This is a genomic window from Pseudidiomarina sp., from assembly GCF_033722695.1.
Lineage (GTDB): Bacteria > Pseudomonadota > Gammaproteobacteria > Enterobacterales > Alteromonadaceae > Pseudidiomarina.
Genome location: NZ_JAWVYM010000002.1, coordinates 77,424 through 92,547, shown reverse-complemented (window position 1 = coordinate 92,547; position 15,124 = coordinate 77,424). Strand labels below are relative to the sequence as shown.

Genomic DNA, 15,124 nt, shown 5'->3' with positions numbered 1-15,124 from the left:
TGTTATAAATAATTTTTTATAAAAGGATTATGTCGTCACGCATGGCCGCCAGTATAGCAAGTAACTTATTTTGTGTACCTACCGGGATTTCCTCAGCTTCCATGGCCGCGATTAAGTCCTCCACCAGGGCATTAAATTCACTGGTTGAAATGGCCATACCGCGGTGAACATTGCGCATCGCCGCTCCCTCATATTTACAAGGCCCGCCGCTCACCTCACAAAGATGAATAGTCAGCATTTCGTGAAAGCGGTCGATATCCGCATTTGCGAAATAATGAATAATGCGATCGTCCTGTGCGATCTCCAGAATAAAGGTTTCTACCAGCTGGCTGATACCACTGCGGCCGCCGAGTTCCTGATATAACTGCTGCGCTTTGACTGGAACCGGCGTCAGCCACAATAATAACATCAGCACGAGCGATATCGGTTTGCTCACTTAAATAATCTCCTCAGAACTAAAAGGTGACTTGCAACGATAGGTACCAACCTTTCTGATCAGGTAGTCCGGCGATGGATTTGAGATTAGTATAAGCGCCGACCACGCCCATCGTCTTATTCGGGAACCAGGCCACAAATACATCATGCCAGTCATGTTCGCCAGCGAACCCGAGATTATCTGGTTTTTGCCGGTATTCAGTACCTATCACCCAGTAGCGATTGACGAACATGGCGACGGCGGCTTCTGCCATCAGCTCGTGACTATTGCCCTTATCGCCACCAAATCCCAGTAATCCGGTCTGGTTCGCTTTAGTTGCACGCAGGGTGATATTGGCCAGCCAGGTTCGGGCGAAAGGCCCGTGCAACCATGCCTTGCCAGCGCTGAGGTAGTAATCCGTACCTTTATCAGACCGGGCGCCAACGGCTTGGGGCAACGCGAAAGTGCGATTTTTCTTATGTTGCACGCCAAGACTGATCTGGGGTATGTCACCATAAATCAGATCGCCGGTCAGCCGGACTTTGGCGCCCCAGATATCCTGTTCCAGCTCGCCACCGATGGTGTCTAAATCAAACTGCTGGCGAGCATAGGATACTTCAACGCGGTTTCCATAAGTCACACTGACACCTTGCACACGCAAGCCAAAATCATCGACCCCTGCGGCACTATAAGTCAGTGTGGCTCCCCATTCATCTGCTTCAGCATAACTGGAGAGACTTGCCCAGGGGGTAATGCCGCCTCCACCGGAGCCTTCTATGTTCGTCACACCGCCAGTGGCGAGCAGGCGTCCCTTACCGGCATGGGCAGGCACTACGGTCATCAGAACGCTTATCCAGAAACAGCTAATAATAGTCGGCCGCATCATTTGAGCTCCTTTGTATGAGGCACTTCATAATTGTGCAGCCATTTGTCGAATTCGACGGCGGCCAGCGGCCGGCTGAAATAAAAGCCCTGCATGGTCTCGCAGCCCAGTTGACGTAATACTTGCCAGGCCGATTCATCTTCCACGCCCTCGGCGACCGTCGCCAGGTTCATTTCGTGCGCTAGAGCCAGAGTCGATCGAACTATAGTTTGATCGGCTCGGTTAGCCGACAATTCAGTTATGAATGAACGGTCCAGCTTCAGTTCATCCACTGGCAGGCGTTTCAGCTGAGCCAGCGAGGAGTAGCCCGTACCATAGTCATCAATCGAAATGCGCATACCAGCAGCGCGCAGCTGACCCAGCCGTGCGATAGCCTGTTCAGGATCAGCCATTACCGCGCTTTCTGTCACCTCCAGGGTTACCCGGCCCGGCGGCAGCCCCCGGGCCTTCAGTAACCCAGCCAGGTAATCACCCAGCTCATCCCACTGCAAATCCAGCGCCGAGAGGTTGATCGCCATCACCAGCGAATGGCCTTGCTCATGCCAGAGCTGGAGTTGATCCAATGCCGCCGCACATACCCAGCGGGTTATCCGGTTAATTTCACCGGTTTGCTCAGCTAACGGAATAAACTCATCAGGCCGCACCACGCCAAGCTCGTCGTGGCGCCAGCGGACCAGCGCTTCGGCTCCAATGACAGTGCCGTGCTGGCAATCAAGCTTAGGTTGAAAGTGTAGCTGCAGATCATTTTTACTGACTGCTTCGGGCAGGGCCTTGAGGATCTGCAGCCGGCGCATATAGGTCTCGTCCATGCCGGATTCGTAGGCGCGGGCAAACTCTTTCTTCTGTTTCGCCAGGGTTGAGCAGATCTGGGCCCGGCGTACTAAAGTGTCAACATCCTCGCCATGATCAGGATATTCAAGATAACCAACCCGGAAATCCAGCAGATAATGGGACGCGCCCAGCATCCAGCGTTGCTCCAGCAGTGGCTTCAGTCGCTCAAGTAAAAGCTCAAAGGACTGCAGGTCTTTGCCGTCACTGAGCAAGACAAATTCGTCACCTGCCAGACGGCCAAGCCACCAGGCATCATCGATGTTGTTCTCCAGTCGTTTGCCAACCAGTTGCAGAATCTGGTCACCAATGCGCTGACCCAGCCGATCATTGATCTCCCGGAAGCGGATAACATTCAGTACTCCGAGCACCCCACCTCGCCCTTCCTTTAGCGAGTGGTTGAGGCGGCGTTGGAATGATGCACGGTTCGGCAAACCGGTCAGCAGATCGTGTTCCACCTGATAAACAATATGCTGCTCACGTTCACTGATAGCTTGCCGCATGCTGTCAAAAGCACGCCCCAGCTGGCCAAACTCATCGGTGCGATTCAGCTCAACAGGTTCACTGTAATCGCCACTGCGCAAGGCTTCAGCAGCGTCATTTAGACGTGCCAGCGGCTGGTTGATGCGGCGCGCAGTTAGTCCTGCCAGCAACAGCGCCACCACTAAGGTAACCACCCCGATACCTATATACTGCCGCCGTAACAACAAAAATTCTGCTGCGGCAGCCGCACGGTCGGTGGTTAGCAGAATATAGAGATCATCATCGGTACTGAATGCCAGGTCACTGTTTTGCAGGCTTACCAGATGAGCCGCCATTTCCTGCTCCGTCAGCCACCGCTTCAGGGCATTCAGATTCCCCGGCAGCGCGCTCAGCGCTTGTTGCTCAATAACCGGAAGGCTGGAAGCGAATACCTCCGCCCGCTGCACATCGATAAAAGAAATATTGGCGTTGGTCAGTTGTTGCATCAGTGCCGACAACTCATCATCGACCGCAAAGCCCAGGGTTGCCCAGGCGATCAGGTCAGGTGCTTTTACCGGTACCGTCACCAACTGATAAATCGTATCGTCAACCAGCACCAGTCCGGCGCTTTTATCCATCTCTACCAGCTCATCTCTGGCAGGCAGTAGCGTTACATCATGAGTTGCGGCTATCGGATCGCCGGCCGGGCTTTGCAACACCATGAGTTCGGTACCGATACGCTCACCGTGATTAATTAGCGCCGATACGATAGTTTCTTCGTCGCCGCTGGCTACGGCCTCACGAAAGCCAAAATCATTGGTCAGAACTTCCGCTGCCTGCAGCAACTGCGCGCTGCGCGCCCGCAGTAGTTCGCCAAGCACCCGCTCACTCACCTCCAGTTCACGCTCAATGGTTCGTTCCGACTGATTACTGGTTGCCAGCCAAACCGCAATCAGGGAAATAAGCAACACCCCGCCAGCGAGACTGGCGAACATCAGCAACAAGCGGCTACGAAAACTGTTAACCATTATTTTTTAACCGGTTAAAGCGTTGCTGTAACGACGACGGCGGCGGTGGCGACTGGCCGTCTGGTTTAACCGGCAACGCCACCGACAGAGTCGTTGCATCAGCATCGACAGTGAATACCTTTTCAGCAGTAATTTCGGCGCCCAGCCCCGGATACCAGGCGTAAACGATAACAGGCCCGGTAGCAAGATGTTCCAGAGTGGCCACGCCAGCGTTATTAGTGGTCACTGACTGCCCGTGGGGGCTGACATAAATATAAGCCCTCATGTGGTCATGTATATTACAACCGAGTACCACTATGCCCGGCTCTTCAAATATTAGTTCCGGTGCCTCTTGGTTACTGTACAGTGGCAGTTCGAAGGGCTTGGTTTTAGAAAACGAATAGACCTGATGACGCAGGTTATCACTATTTGGAAACTGCACCTGGCTACCAGCATTCACCGCCAGTACAAAGGGAACAAACAGTTTGTCTACCTGGTCCATAGTCGCCGTACCAGGCGAGCTTTGTTGTGCAGCGATGCTGACCACAGCCTCAGGTAGCGGCCGGCCCTGATTATCCACCACGGTTACCGTCAGCTGTCTGGCCTGCGGCACGGAGGGTATAGCGGCACCGGCGGCGACCAGGCAGGCGAAAATAATTTGAAAGTTGCGCATCGACCACCCATGCTTGTAGTTATCTAAGAGTTATATGAACGTTATCTCTTCTGTACCTTACTTATAGAGTAAAGCAAAACAAACAGATCACAAGAACGGGAGCCAGCAATGACGAAGCAAACGCGTACCGAAACTGACAGCATGGGGAAAATTGAAGTTCCTGCTCATGCTTTATGGCGAGCTCAGACCGAACGAGCACGACAAAACTTCCAACTTAGCCAGTTGCGCTTCCCAACCTCTTTCATCAGCGCGCTGGCGTCCATCAAAGCTTCAGCAGCCCAGGCCAACCAGCAACTTGGCATTCTTACCCGCGAACAGGCAGACGCTATCGTTAGAGCCGCTGGCGCTGTTATTGACGGTGATCATTTCCAGGAATTTCCACTGGATATTTTCCAGACCGGTTCCGGTACCAGTACCAATATGAATATGAATGAGGTGCTGACCAGCCTCGCCAGTCAGCAGTCCGGCGTGGATATCAATCCCAATGATCATGTGAATGCCAGCCAGAGCAGCAATGATGTGATTCCGACCGCCATCCAGGTCGGTGTCACCTTAGCTATTACCAAAAACCTGCTGCCCGCCCTGAACCATCTTCAGCAAATTATCGGGAATAAGGCGGAGACCCTGACGGGGACAGTAAAAACCGGGCGCACCCACTTGATGGATGCCATGCCGATCACTATGGCGCAAGAACTCCAGGCCTGGCAGCATCAATTAGCGCACTGTCAGCAAGCCCTGGAGCATCAGTTGGAGCAGCTTAGCCAGTTGCCCCAGGGCGGCACCGCCGTGGGCACCGGTATTAATGCGCCGCGGCAATTCAGTCCGCTATTCTGTGACTATCTGAGCAAGCGCACTGCCCACAATTTCAGGCCGGCGCCTAATCTGTTTAGTGGCATTGCCGGGCAGGAGGTCAACTTACTCTTGTCGGGGATCCTCAACAGCCTCGCCGCGGTGCTGATGAAGATCAGCAATGATTTACGCTGGATGAATAGTGGCCCACTAGCCGGCTTAGCAGAAATTAGTCTTAAGGCATTACAGCCGGGCAGCAGCATTATGCCTGGCAAAGTGAACCCGGTTATCCCCGAGGCGGTTGCTATGGTTGCGGCGCAGATCGCCGGTAACCATCAGACCATTAGTGTTGCTGCGCAACAAGGTAATTTTCAGCTCAACGTCATGTTGCCGGTGATTGCTTATAATCAGTTACAAAGTATTGAATTACTTAGTAACGCCTGCCGTACCCTGGCCAATGACGCCATCGCCGACTTTACTGTGAATCATGAGCGATTGAATGATGCGCTGTCACGTAACCCGATTCTGGTCACCGCGCTCAACCGTGAGATCGGTTACGACAAAGCCGCCAGCATTGCCAAACAAGCTTATAAAGAGCAGCGGCCAATCATTGATGTGGCAGAAGAAATGACTGATTTATCCCGTCAGCGCCTTGAGCAACTGCTTGATCCGCAGCAATTAACGCAGGGCGGCGTGCCTGGCGAAGAGGATAAATCCTAGCACAAACAGATAAATTAAAAGGAGTACGTTATGAGTAAGCTTCACGTTGTCATTACCGGCTCAAACCGCGGCATTGGCCTGGCCCTGACTAAAAAGTACGTTGAACGCGGCGACCGGGTTACTGCGCTATGCCGTTCTCCTTCAGCCGAACTCAAAGAGCTTGATGTGAATATCGTCGAAGGTATTGATGTCACTGATCCTGAAGGCATCAAAAAAGCCGCCGCGGCGCTTTCTGATCGCACCGTTGATGTGTTGATTAATAATGCCGGACAGCTGAAAAATGAAGATCTCGGTGACCTTGACCGCGACAGTATCGAGCAACAGTTCCGCGTGAATGCCGTCGGCCCACTGCTGCTGACTGAAGCCCTGCAGCCTTCAATGCGTGAAGGCAGCAAAGTTGCGATGATTACCAGCAGAATGGGCTCCATGGCTGACAATGGCTCGGGCGGTTATTATGGCTACCGCATGAGTAAAGCGGCATTAAACGCAGCCGGGGTTTCGCTGGCAAATGATTTACAGGATCACGGCATCGCCGTAGGGATGTTGCATCCCGGCTTCGTCAAAACCGATATGGTCGACAAACAGGGAGATATAACGCCGGAAGACGCAGCTGCCCGCCTGGTGCAGCGAATTGATGAGTTAGGCCTGTCTAACACCGGACACTTCCGGCATAGTAATGGCGAATCCCTACCCTGGTAACTGCAGCACTGACAACGGAAACCGCCCGCGCATCTGAAAATTGAGCGGGTGGTTTCCACGCTTGAGCACCAACTCGTCGATTAAATAACCAAACTATCGGTTTTTTAAACAATCGCACCTATTCCCAGCGTATTTTGCGAAAAATAGGTTGACGCTATGGTCCCTGATTTGCATAATACGCGCCGCACTCACAGAGCGCAGTTTGATAATTCTGAAATGGCTACGTAGCTCAGCTGGTTAGAGCACAGCACTCATAATGCTGGGGTCGCAGGTTCGAATCCCGCCGTAGCCACCATCAGAACTTTTGGGCGGACGTGGTGGAATTGGTAGACACGCTGGATTTAGGTTCCAGTGCTTCACGGCGTGAGAGTTCAAGTCTCTCCGTCCGCACCAACTCATCAGACTAACAAGCAGATTTTTAAGCTAGTTGGGGTATAGCCAAGCGGTAAGGCAGCGGGTTTTGATCCCGCCATTCCCAGGTTCAAATCCTGGTACCCCAGCCACTTAAAAATATCGTAAAAAGTACGCTTGCTTTGTGGATGTTTTCAGGTAATATACGCCCACATTAGCTGTGGGGCCTGAGTTTGGGGTATAGCCAAGCGGTAAGGCAGCGGGTTTTGATCCCGCCATTCCCAGGTTCAAATCCTGGTACCCCAGCCATTTATCTCCTGTTTGTTGCGGGGGTGGCGGAATTGGTAGACGCGCTAGCTTCAGGTGCTAGTGAGCGAAAGCTCGTGGGGGTTCAAGTCCCCCCCTCCGCACCACTTTAATGGTGGTGAGCAACAAGCAAGAACAAAAATAACCGCCGCTGGCGGTTTTTTTGTTTCTATCCCCCCGGTAATTTACTCGCCCATAGCCGCCCGGATAATACGTCGTTTCAGTGGCGCTACCCGCGCTGTCAGAGCCAGGCTCAGACCAACCGCTGCCCGCGGCAATAAATGCCGGGAGCGGAAACCCAGGTGAATCGCGTCCATTGCCCGCATCATGCGTTGATTTACCGCCAACCGCTGACGCTGGTAGTCAGCTAGCGCTGTCGGGAGATGAGGCTGTTGCAGCGACTTCATCAGTTGCTGCACATCACCAAAGCCAAGATTCACGCCCTGACCGGCCAGCGGATGAATGCTATGGGCGGCATCGCCGATAAGCGCCACGCAATCATGAGCGTAATAGCGCAACGCGCGCTGTCGGCGCAGCGGAAAACTGGCCGCTCGCTGCACAGTAAATGGCCCCACCCGCGGCGCAAAGACTTTCTGCAGTTCGTTCCGGACCTGTGTTTTACCAGCGGCTTCCAGCGCTGTCCAGGTCTGGTTGCTGCGGTAATCAATCAGACACGCCTGATGATCATCAAGTGGTAGCAGCGCATAAGGTCCGCAGGGTCGGAAATTTTCCCAGGTAGCAGGCGCAACTGGCTTTTCGGTCGTTACGACAGCCAGCAAACAGCGCATATCATAATCCCAGCCACGCGTGCTAATAGCGGCCATAGTTGCCACCGAAGAAAACGCACCGTCGGCACCAAGCAGCAGATCAAAGACTATTGAGTCGTCATTATCCAGCTTAGCCAGCTGTTGCGACCAGTCAACTGACACCAGGGTGGCACCAGTTATACAGGTCACCAGAGGATGCTCAGCAAGCTGTTGCCACATGGCATACTGTAGCGCATTATTTTCAACCATGGCTCCCAGTGTCCCGGTACCGACTTCCGTTGCAGTAAAGCTAACCTGTTGTTGATCCAGGCTCTGTACCGCTAAGCTGGTATAACTGCGCTGGCGATGGCAGGGAACGCGCTGCCAGATGCCCAGCTCCCGCAACCAGTCGACATTCTGCAGATGCACTGAAGAAATTCGCAGATCCCATGCCTCGCCGGTAGGCTCGGGTGCCGAGCGCTCAATCAGAGTTACCCGGTGGTTGTTAGCGGCAGCTTCAGCAGCCGCTGCGGCGCCGACCAGGCCACCACCGATAATCACAATATGCATCTGCTTTAATCCTGCTTGCTGTATTCATTATACTTACATAATAAAAAATTCTGCCTTCAGAATACACCGCACAGTCATGATAAGATAATGCTTCTTCATTGTCCGGGTCCTGTATGGAAACACCACATCGCACAATTCTCATTGCTTCGGCACTGGTGCTCGCGGCTGAATTCTGTTTTGCCGGCGTCAGTGCGCTGGTCAAATACCTGAGTACCGACCTGCCCTCTGAACAACTGGTATTTTTTCGTAACCTCATGGCTTTTGTGGTGTTACTTCCCTGGCTTTGGCGTAAAGGCCCGGCGGCCTTCAGAACCACCGTGTGGCGTTTTCACCTTAGCCGTGGTATAGCTGGCCTGGCAGCCATGTATCTGTTCTTCTATGCGCTGGCTCATCTGCCGCTGGCGCAGGCCACACTGGTGCTGTTGCTGTCGCCATTTTTAATCCCGATAATCAGCCGCTTTTGGTTAAAGGAACTGGTATTACCGCAAACGTGGCTAGCTATCGCCATCGGTTTTATCGGCGTTTTTATATTTTTAAATCCGCTAAACGCTGATCTGTCACCAGTCATTCTGGTGGCGTTTTTAGCGGCGGTACTGGCCGCTTATACGAAAACCTTGATCCGACGCATGTCGGCTACGGAATCATCCACTAAGATCGTCTTCTATTTTGCCACCCTCGCCACAGTACTCTCGGCCATTCCACTGATCTGGCGCGGCGACTCCATTGCCAGCGAACATGGCTTGGCAATTATGGCGATGAGCTTGCTGGCCGTAGCCGGACAGCTCGGGATGACCAAAGCGTTTTCGCTGGCACCAGCGGCGCGGGTGGGTGTTTTTACTTATAGTTCAGTGGTTTTCGCCGCGCTTATGGGCTACCTGTTCTGGAATGAACCCATCACCTGGTATATGTTCATCGGCGCCATTATTATTACCGCGGCTGGATATCTTGCACTGCGTACCCGCAGAAAAGCAGAAACTGGCGGCAAAGTTGGCAGTTGACTGCAGTTCACGCTAAAATAGCAGTCCGTTTTACCAGTGAGACCGCAAGACCTATGAGCAAGAAGTTATATATCAAAACCTGGGGTTGTCAGATGAATGAGTACGACTCAGCCAAAATGGCTGATCTGCTCAAGTCGACCCATGGCTACGACGTCGCGGCAGAGCCCGAAGACGCTGATCTGATCCTGCTCAATACCTGTTCAATTCGTGAGAAAGCTCAGGAAAAAGTATTCCATCAACTCGGCCGCTGGAAAAACCTGAAAGATAAGAAACCAGGCTTGTTGATTGGTGTCGGCGGTTGCGTTGCCTCACAAGAGGGCGATCATATCCGCGCCCGGGCGCCTTACGTCGATATCGTATTCGGTCCGCAAACCCTGCACCGCTTGCCAGAAATGGTTAATTCCGTGCAGGAAAACCATGCCCCCATGGTCGATATTTCGTTTCCGGAAATTGAAAAGTTTGATCGTTTACCGGAACCGCGTGCCGATGGCCCGACCGCCTTCGTTTCTATTATGGAAGGCTGCAGCAAATATTGTACCTTTTGTGTAGTGCCTTATACCCGTGGCGAAGAAGTCAGTCGCCCGGTTGATGACGTGTTATTTGAGATTGCCCAGTTAGCAGATCAGGGCGTACGTGAAGTTAATCTGCTCGGACAAAACGTAAACGCTTTCCGCGGCGAGCGTTACGATGGCAGCACCTGTCGCTTTGCCGAATTGCTGCATCTGGTTGCTGCGATTGATGGCATTGACCGCATCCGCTATACAACCTCACATCCGGTGGAGTTTACCGACGATATTATTGAAGCCTATGCCGCTATTCCGGAGCTGGTGGATCACCTGCACCTACCAGTACAAAGTGGCTCAGATCGCATTCTTACGCTGATGAAGCGCGGCCATACCGCGATTGAATACAAATCGCAGATCCGCAAGCTGCGCAAAGTGCGCCCGGATATTGCCATGTCGTCTGATTTCATCATCGGCTTCCCGGGTGAAACCGATGCCGACTTTGAGGCAACCATGGATCTGATCCAGGCTGTTGATTTTGATATGAGCTTCAGTTTTATCTACAGCGCTCGGCCGGGTACACCGGCAGCTGATCTGCCTGATGATGTTAGTGAAGATACCAAAAAAGTGCGCCTGCAATTACTGCAACAACGCCTGAACCAACAATCCCATGCTCACGCGCGGCGTATGTTACACACGGAGCAACGCATTCTGGTTATCGGACCGTCGAAGAAAGATCCAATGGAGCTTAGCGGCCGCACCGAGAACAACCGGGTAGTCAACTTTGTCGGCTCACCTGATCTTATCGGCCAGTTCGTTGACGTTTACATCAACGACGTGTTTGTTAACTCGCTGCGGGGTGAACTGCTCCGCACCGAAGCGGAAATGGGACTGCGCGTGGATACCGCTCCCCAGGCCATTCTGAGTAAAAAAGTACGGAGCCAGCCGGATCATCTGGGTGTTACCACAGTGATACCGACGGTGTCGCTTTAACCAAAATTAAAGAGGTTTTTTTGAGTTCATCCCCGACTACCCTGGATATTGATTTAGCGCCCGCAGACTCCCGCCGTCTGGCGGATTTGACCGGCCCTTTTGATGAGAATTTGAAGCACATCGAACGCCGTCTGGGCGTTGAAATAACCTATCGCAGCAATGCGTTCCGTATTATTGGTCCCGCCCACACCGCTGAAGCAGCGGCCACTATTCTTCGTGACCTCTATGTTGAGACCGCGGTAGTCAAAGGTGAGTCCAGCGAAATTGATCCCCAGCAGGTGCATCTGGCCATTCAGGAGGCCAAAGTTCTGGAACAGGAGCCTGCCGATCCCAAAGCGGCCGATCCGACGCTGGATAAGATGGTGCATATCAAAACCAAGCGTGGCCTGATCAAACCCCGTAACCCCAATCAGGCTGGCTACGTGCGCGCGATTCTCAGTCATGACGTGAATTTTGGCGTCGGCCCGGCTGGCACCGGTAAAACCTATCTCGCGGTTGCTTGCGCTGTTGATGCGCTGGAGCGTCAGGAAATACGCCGCATATTGCTGACCCGGCCAGCTGTTGAGGCGGGTGAAAAGCTCGGCTTCTTACCGGGAGATCTGGCGCAGAAAGTCGACCCCTACCTGCGGCCGCTATACGATGCCCTGTTTGAAATGCTTGGCTTCGAGAAAGTCGAAAAACTGATTGAACGTAACGTCATTGAAGTTGCACCGCTGGCTTATATGCGTGGCCGCACCCTCAATGACGCTTTTATTATCCTCGATGAAAGCCAGAACACGACCTGTGAACAAATGAAGATGTTCTTAACCCGGATCGGTTTTAATTCGCGGGCGGTCATTACCGGCGATATCACTCAGGTCGATCTGCCCCGTGGACAAAAATCCGGGCTGCGCCATGTTATCGAAGTTCTTAAAGATATTGACGATATTAGCTTTACCTTCTTCCAGGCAACTGACGTGGTCCGGCATCCGGTGGTACAACGTATCGTTCAGGCTTATGATTCCTTTGAAGAGAAAAATCCGTGAGCCACGTTACTATTGATCTTCAGCTTGCTTCAACTTGCGCCAAACCGCCCGCTGAAGCGGATATAGAGCTTTGGGTCAGTGCTGCGTTGCGCCAGATAGAAGAACAAGAGCCTTGTGAACTCACTGTCCGTATAGTGGACGAAACCGAAGCGCTGGAACTGAATCAGAGTTACCGGCAACGCGATTATCCAACCAATGTCCTGTCATTCCCTTTCGAGGCTCCGATTGAATTACCGGTGCGGTTGCTTGGCGATCTGGTAATTTGTGGACCGGTTATCGAACGTGAGGCGGCCATGCAGCAGAAGCCACTGACTGCACACTGGGCGCATATGATTGTACACGGCACCTTGCATTTGCTAGGTTATGACCATATTGACGACGATGAGGCAGTGGTCATGGAACGCCTCGAACAACAAATTCTCGAGGCATTGGGTTATGCTGACCCCTATGTTGATGATTATGTCTAAACGGAGTAAGACCAGCAAATGAGCGATGATAATCCCCACTCTAGCAGCGGCTCTTCACGTAAATCGTGGGCAACCAAACTGTTGCAGGTGTTTACCGGAGAGCCGAGCAGCCGCGAAGAACTCGTCGATATGATTCAGGACGCCGAAGAGCGTGACCTGATTGATAACGATACCAAAGAAATGATCGAAGGGGTGCTGGACGTCGCCGAACTCAAGGTTCGGGACATTATGGTGCCGCGCTCCCAGATGGTGACCATTGATATCAACCAGACGGTCGAATCCTTCCTGCCAATAGTAATAGACTCACAACACAGCCGTTATCCTGTGGTCAGTGAAAATAAAGACCATATTGAAGGTATTTTGCTGGCCAAAGATCTGCTGGCCTACGGTTTTGGCATGACTGATGAAGAATTTTCCCTGACCAAAGTTATCCGCCCTGCCGTGATTGTCCCGGAAGGCAAGCGCGTCGACGTGCTACTCAAAGAGTTTCGCGAACAGCGTTACCATATGGCTATTGTCGTTGATGAATATGGCGGCGTTTCCGGTCTGGTTACTATCGAAGATATTCTTGAAGAGATCGTTGGCGAAATCGAAGATGAAACGGATTTCGATGAAGACCTCAAAGCCGACATCCGGCGCATAAATAAATCCCGTTATTCAGTAAAAGCGCTGACCACCATTGAAGATTTCAATGACTATTTTGACACCCGCTATGGGGATGAAGAGTATGACACTATAGGCGGCATGGTGGCTCATGGCTTTGGTCATTTGCCGCAGCCCGGCGAAGAGATTACTCTGGCTGGTATTTTGTTCAAGGTTACCGGCGCCGATAAGCGCCGCATCCAGCAGTTACAAATTACTATCCCGGAGCAAACATCAGCCACTGACGCAGACTAGGTCCTGATGTTGACGCTTACACGCCCGCGCTGGCAACCGCTCATTCACCGCCTTACCGCGCTGCTACTTGGAGCCAGCCTGGTATTTAGTTATGCGCCCTTTAACCAAGCCTGGCTAACGATTCCGGTATTGGTGCTATTACTGGCACTAACGCGACGCAGTTCCCCACGTCAGGCTGCACAAACGGGTTACTTTTTTGGTTTTGGCTGGTTTAGTGCCGGCCTGAGCTGGATTTACGTCAGCATTGACAGTTTCGGGGGACTGCATCCAATCCTGTCAGTGGCCGTGCTGATAGTGCTGTTTCTCTACCTCAGCCTGTTTCCGGCTCTGGCGCTGTGGTTGTGGCGTCGCAGTTCACGCTGGTTCGCTGACGCAGCTATCTGGCTGCTACCGCTAATATGGCTGGGTACCGAAAGTCTGCGCGGTTGGTTGCTGACCGGTTTCCCCTGGCTTGAACTTGGTTATACCCAGACCGACAGCGCCTTAGGCAACTACGCTCCCTGGCTGGGCGGTGCGGGGATCACTCTGGTCATGCTGATGGTGAGTATCACCTTAATCCGGTGGCTGCAGACCCGCAAGGCGTATTTCCTCGTGGTGGCAGCTGCCCCGCTGCTGCTGACGTTTGTGCTGCCGCTGCTATCGCCCCTTGAGCGTACCGGCGAATCAGCGAGGGTCCTGCTGGTGCAGGGTAATATCAGCCAGTCAGTTAAATGGAATCCGGATCAGCACTGGCCTACCCTGATGCGTTACCTTAATCTCAGCCGCCCTTACTATGAACAGCACGACATCATCGTCTGGCCTGAATCTGCGGTGACCATGCCAGAGCCTTTCACTGATGATGTGCTGTCAGATATGCACGAGCATGCTGCAGCCACTGAAACGGCCCTGATTACCGGTATTATTGATTATCAGAATGATAACTATTACAACAGCCTGATTGTGCTCGGACAAGATGCTGAGGATCAGGTTGAGCAGCCCTATCACCATGGCCATGGCAACCGCTACCGTAAGCATCACCTGCTACCTATTGGTGAATTTGTGCCATTTGAAGATTTCATCCGCCCGTTAGCGCCGTTATTCGATTTACCGATGTCATCTTTTTCCCGGGGCAGCTTCCGTCAGCCAAACCTGAACGCTCGAGGCTTCCGTCTTAATGCGGCCATTTGTTATGAAATTCTGTTTCCGGCGCAGGTTCGGGCCAATCTGCAACAAGACACGGACTTTATTCTGACGGTCAGTAATGATACCTGGTTTGGTCGTTCTCACGGCCCCGCCCAGCACATGCAGATTGCCCGCATGCGAGCGCTTGAACTGGGTCGCCCGCTAATTCGCGCAACCAACAGCGGCATCAGCGCGCTGGTTGACGAACGCGGTCAGCAGGTACAAACCGCGCCGCAGTTTACCGCCGCCACCCTGAGTGCGGATCTGGCAGTAGTAAACGGAACCACAGGTTTTTCCCGCTGGGGATCTTCACTAAACTGGTTACTGGCTATTTTCCTTGGCTTCATCCCTATATTCAGCATGGTCAAGCGGCGCCAAAATAAGTAAACTGTTGGCAATTAACTCCCTATTCAATAAATAATGGACTTCACCATGGCTAATATTATCAGTGCGATTATTTTTGCCCTTCTAGTTGCTGCCGGCACCTTAGGTGTGACCTCTCTGGCAATGTACCTGTTGCATCGCAACCCGGAAGACCGGGATGCGCAACAACGTCAACGTATTGAGTACGCCTTTTTCGGTGTGGCGGCCCTTATTGTGATGCTGCTGATGTGGTACGCCCTGTAAGATT

The 15,124-nt window shown here is 52.7% G+C and carries 14 protein-coding genes and 5 tRNA genes; 14 read left to right on the top strand and 5 right to left on the bottom strand.

Annotated elements, in window-relative coordinates; translation table 11 throughout:
• Nucleotides 1-16 precede the first annotated feature (16 nt).
• Genes R3196_RS01440 through R3196_RS01425 form a run of 4 tightly spaced genes read right to left on the bottom strand, consistent with a single transcriptional unit; the run spans nucleotide 17 to nucleotide 4,268 of the window.
• Entirely contained in the window at nucleotides 17-436 is a 420-nt protein-coding gene (locus R3196_RS01440) for a group 1 truncated hemoglobin (RefSeq protein WP_318934819.1), read from the bottom strand.
• Between the two features lie 19 nt (nucleotides 437-455).
• Complete coding sequence (locus R3196_RS01435) at nucleotides 456-1,298, bottom strand: DUF3034 family protein (RefSeq protein ID WP_318934935.1); 843 nt, start codon at nucleotides 1,296-1,298, stop codon at nucleotides 456-458.
• Nucleotides 1,298-3,616 carry a putative bifunctional diguanylate cyclase/phosphodiesterase gene (locus R3196_RS01430; RefSeq protein WP_318934818.1) on the bottom strand — a complete coding sequence of 773 codons (2,319 nt, stop codon included), beginning with the start codon at nucleotides 3,614-3,616 and terminating at the stop codon, nucleotides 1,298-1,300. Before R3196_RS01430 ends, R3196_RS01435 begins: the two co-directional genes overlap by 1 nt.
• On the bottom strand, nucleotides 3,609-4,268 hold the full coding sequence (locus R3196_RS01425; RefSeq protein ID WP_318934817.1) for a methylamine utilization protein: 660 nt from the start codon (nucleotides 4,266-4,268) through the stop codon (nucleotides 3,609-3,611). The genes R3196_RS01430 and R3196_RS01425 overlap by 8 nt, the downstream gene beginning before the upstream one ends.
• A 108-nt stretch (nucleotides 4,269-4,376) precedes the next feature.
• Here R3196_RS01425 and R3196_RS01420 point away from each other — a divergent pair, with 108 nt between their 5' ends.
• The 7 genes from R3196_RS01420 (at nucleotide 4,377) to R3196_RS01390 (ending at nucleotide 7,240) form a co-directional block, all read left to right on the top strand.
• Entirely contained in the window at nucleotides 4,377-5,777 is a 1,401-nt protein-coding gene (locus R3196_RS01420; protein ID WP_318934816.1) for a class II fumarate hydratase, read from the top strand.
• Between the two features lie 30 nt (nucleotides 5,778-5,807).
• Nucleotides 5,808-6,476, top strand: a complete 669-nt coding sequence (locus tag R3196_RS01415; RefSeq protein WP_318934815.1) for an SDR family oxidoreductase — start codon at nucleotides 5,808-5,810, stop codon at nucleotides 6,474-6,476.
• A gap of 218 nt (nucleotides 6,477-6,694) precedes the next feature.
• Nucleotides 6,695-6,771 (top strand) — tRNA-Met (locus tag R3196_RS01410).
• Between the two features lie 13 nt (nucleotides 6,772-6,784).
• Nucleotides 6,785-6,869, top strand: a tRNA-Leu gene (locus R3196_RS01405).
• 35 nt (nucleotides 6,870-6,904) lie between these two features.
• A tRNA-Gln gene (locus tag R3196_RS01400) sits at nucleotides 6,905-6,979 on the top strand.
• An 82-nt stretch (nucleotides 6,980-7,061) separates the two neighbouring features.
• A tRNA-Gln gene (locus tag R3196_RS01395) sits at nucleotides 7,062-7,136 on the top strand.
• A gap of 17 nt (nucleotides 7,137-7,153) precedes the next feature.
• Nucleotides 7,154-7,240: transfer RNA gene (locus R3196_RS01390), tRNA-Leu, on the top strand.
• Between the two features lie 78 nt (nucleotides 7,241-7,318).
• Here R3196_RS01390 and R3196_RS01385 read toward each other — a convergent pair.
• Nucleotides 7,319-8,449 (bottom strand): FAD-dependent oxidoreductase, encoded by a 1,131-nt coding sequence (locus R3196_RS01385; protein WP_318934814.1) that lies wholly within the window; start codon nucleotides 8,447-8,449, stop codon nucleotides 7,319-7,321.
• 113 nt (nucleotides 8,450-8,562) lie between these two features.
• Between R3196_RS01385 and R3196_RS01380 the strand changes: the two genes are divergently transcribed.
• From R3196_RS01380 to R3196_RS01350, 7 genes are read left to right on the top strand one after another with little or no spacing between them, the layout of a single operon-like run.
• On the top strand, nucleotides 8,563-9,447 hold the full coding sequence (locus tag R3196_RS01380; protein WP_318934813.1) for a DMT family transporter: 885 nt from the start codon (nucleotides 8,563-8,565) through the stop codon (nucleotides 9,445-9,447).
• 53 nt (nucleotides 9,448-9,500) lie between these two features.
• Nucleotides 9,501-10,943 (top strand): tRNA (N6-isopentenyl adenosine(37)-C2)-methylthiotransferase MiaB, encoded by a 1,443-nt coding sequence (gene miaB / locus R3196_RS01375; RefSeq protein WP_318934812.1) that lies wholly within the window; start codon nucleotides 9,501-9,503, stop codon nucleotides 10,941-10,943.
• Between the two features lie 20 nt (nucleotides 10,944-10,963).
• Nucleotides 10,964-11,968, top strand: a complete 1,005-nt coding sequence (locus R3196_RS01370) for a PhoH family protein (RefSeq protein ID WP_318934811.1) — start codon at nucleotides 10,964-10,966, stop codon at nucleotides 11,966-11,968.
• Nucleotides 11,965-12,435 (top strand): rRNA maturation RNase YbeY, encoded by a 471-nt coding sequence (gene ybeY, locus R3196_RS01365; protein WP_318934810.1) that lies wholly within the window; start codon nucleotides 11,965-11,967, stop codon nucleotides 12,433-12,435. The genes R3196_RS01370 and ybeY overlap by 4 nt, the downstream gene beginning before the upstream one ends.
• Nucleotides 12,436-12,453: 18 nt before the next feature.
• The gene (corC, locus tag R3196_RS01360; RefSeq protein WP_318934809.1) at nucleotides 12,454-13,332 is read left to right on the top strand and encodes a CNNM family magnesium/cobalt transport protein CorC; all 879 of its coding nucleotides are present in this window, start codon (nucleotides 12,454-12,456) and stop codon (nucleotides 13,330-13,332) included.
• 6 nt (nucleotides 13,333-13,338) lie between these two features.
• Nucleotides 13,339-14,880 carry an apolipoprotein N-acyltransferase gene (gene lnt / locus R3196_RS01355; protein ID WP_318934808.1) on the top strand — a complete coding sequence of 514 codons (1,542 nt, stop codon included), beginning with the start codon at nucleotides 13,339-13,341 and terminating at the stop codon, nucleotides 14,878-14,880.
• A 45-nt stretch (nucleotides 14,881-14,925) separates the two neighbouring features.
• Nucleotides 14,926-15,120: a hypothetical protein gene (locus R3196_RS01350; protein ID WP_318934807.1), complete on the top strand. Its 195-nt coding sequence runs from the start codon at nucleotides 14,926-14,928 to the stop codon at nucleotides 15,118-15,120.
• Nucleotides 15,121-15,124: the final 4 nt, after the last annotated feature.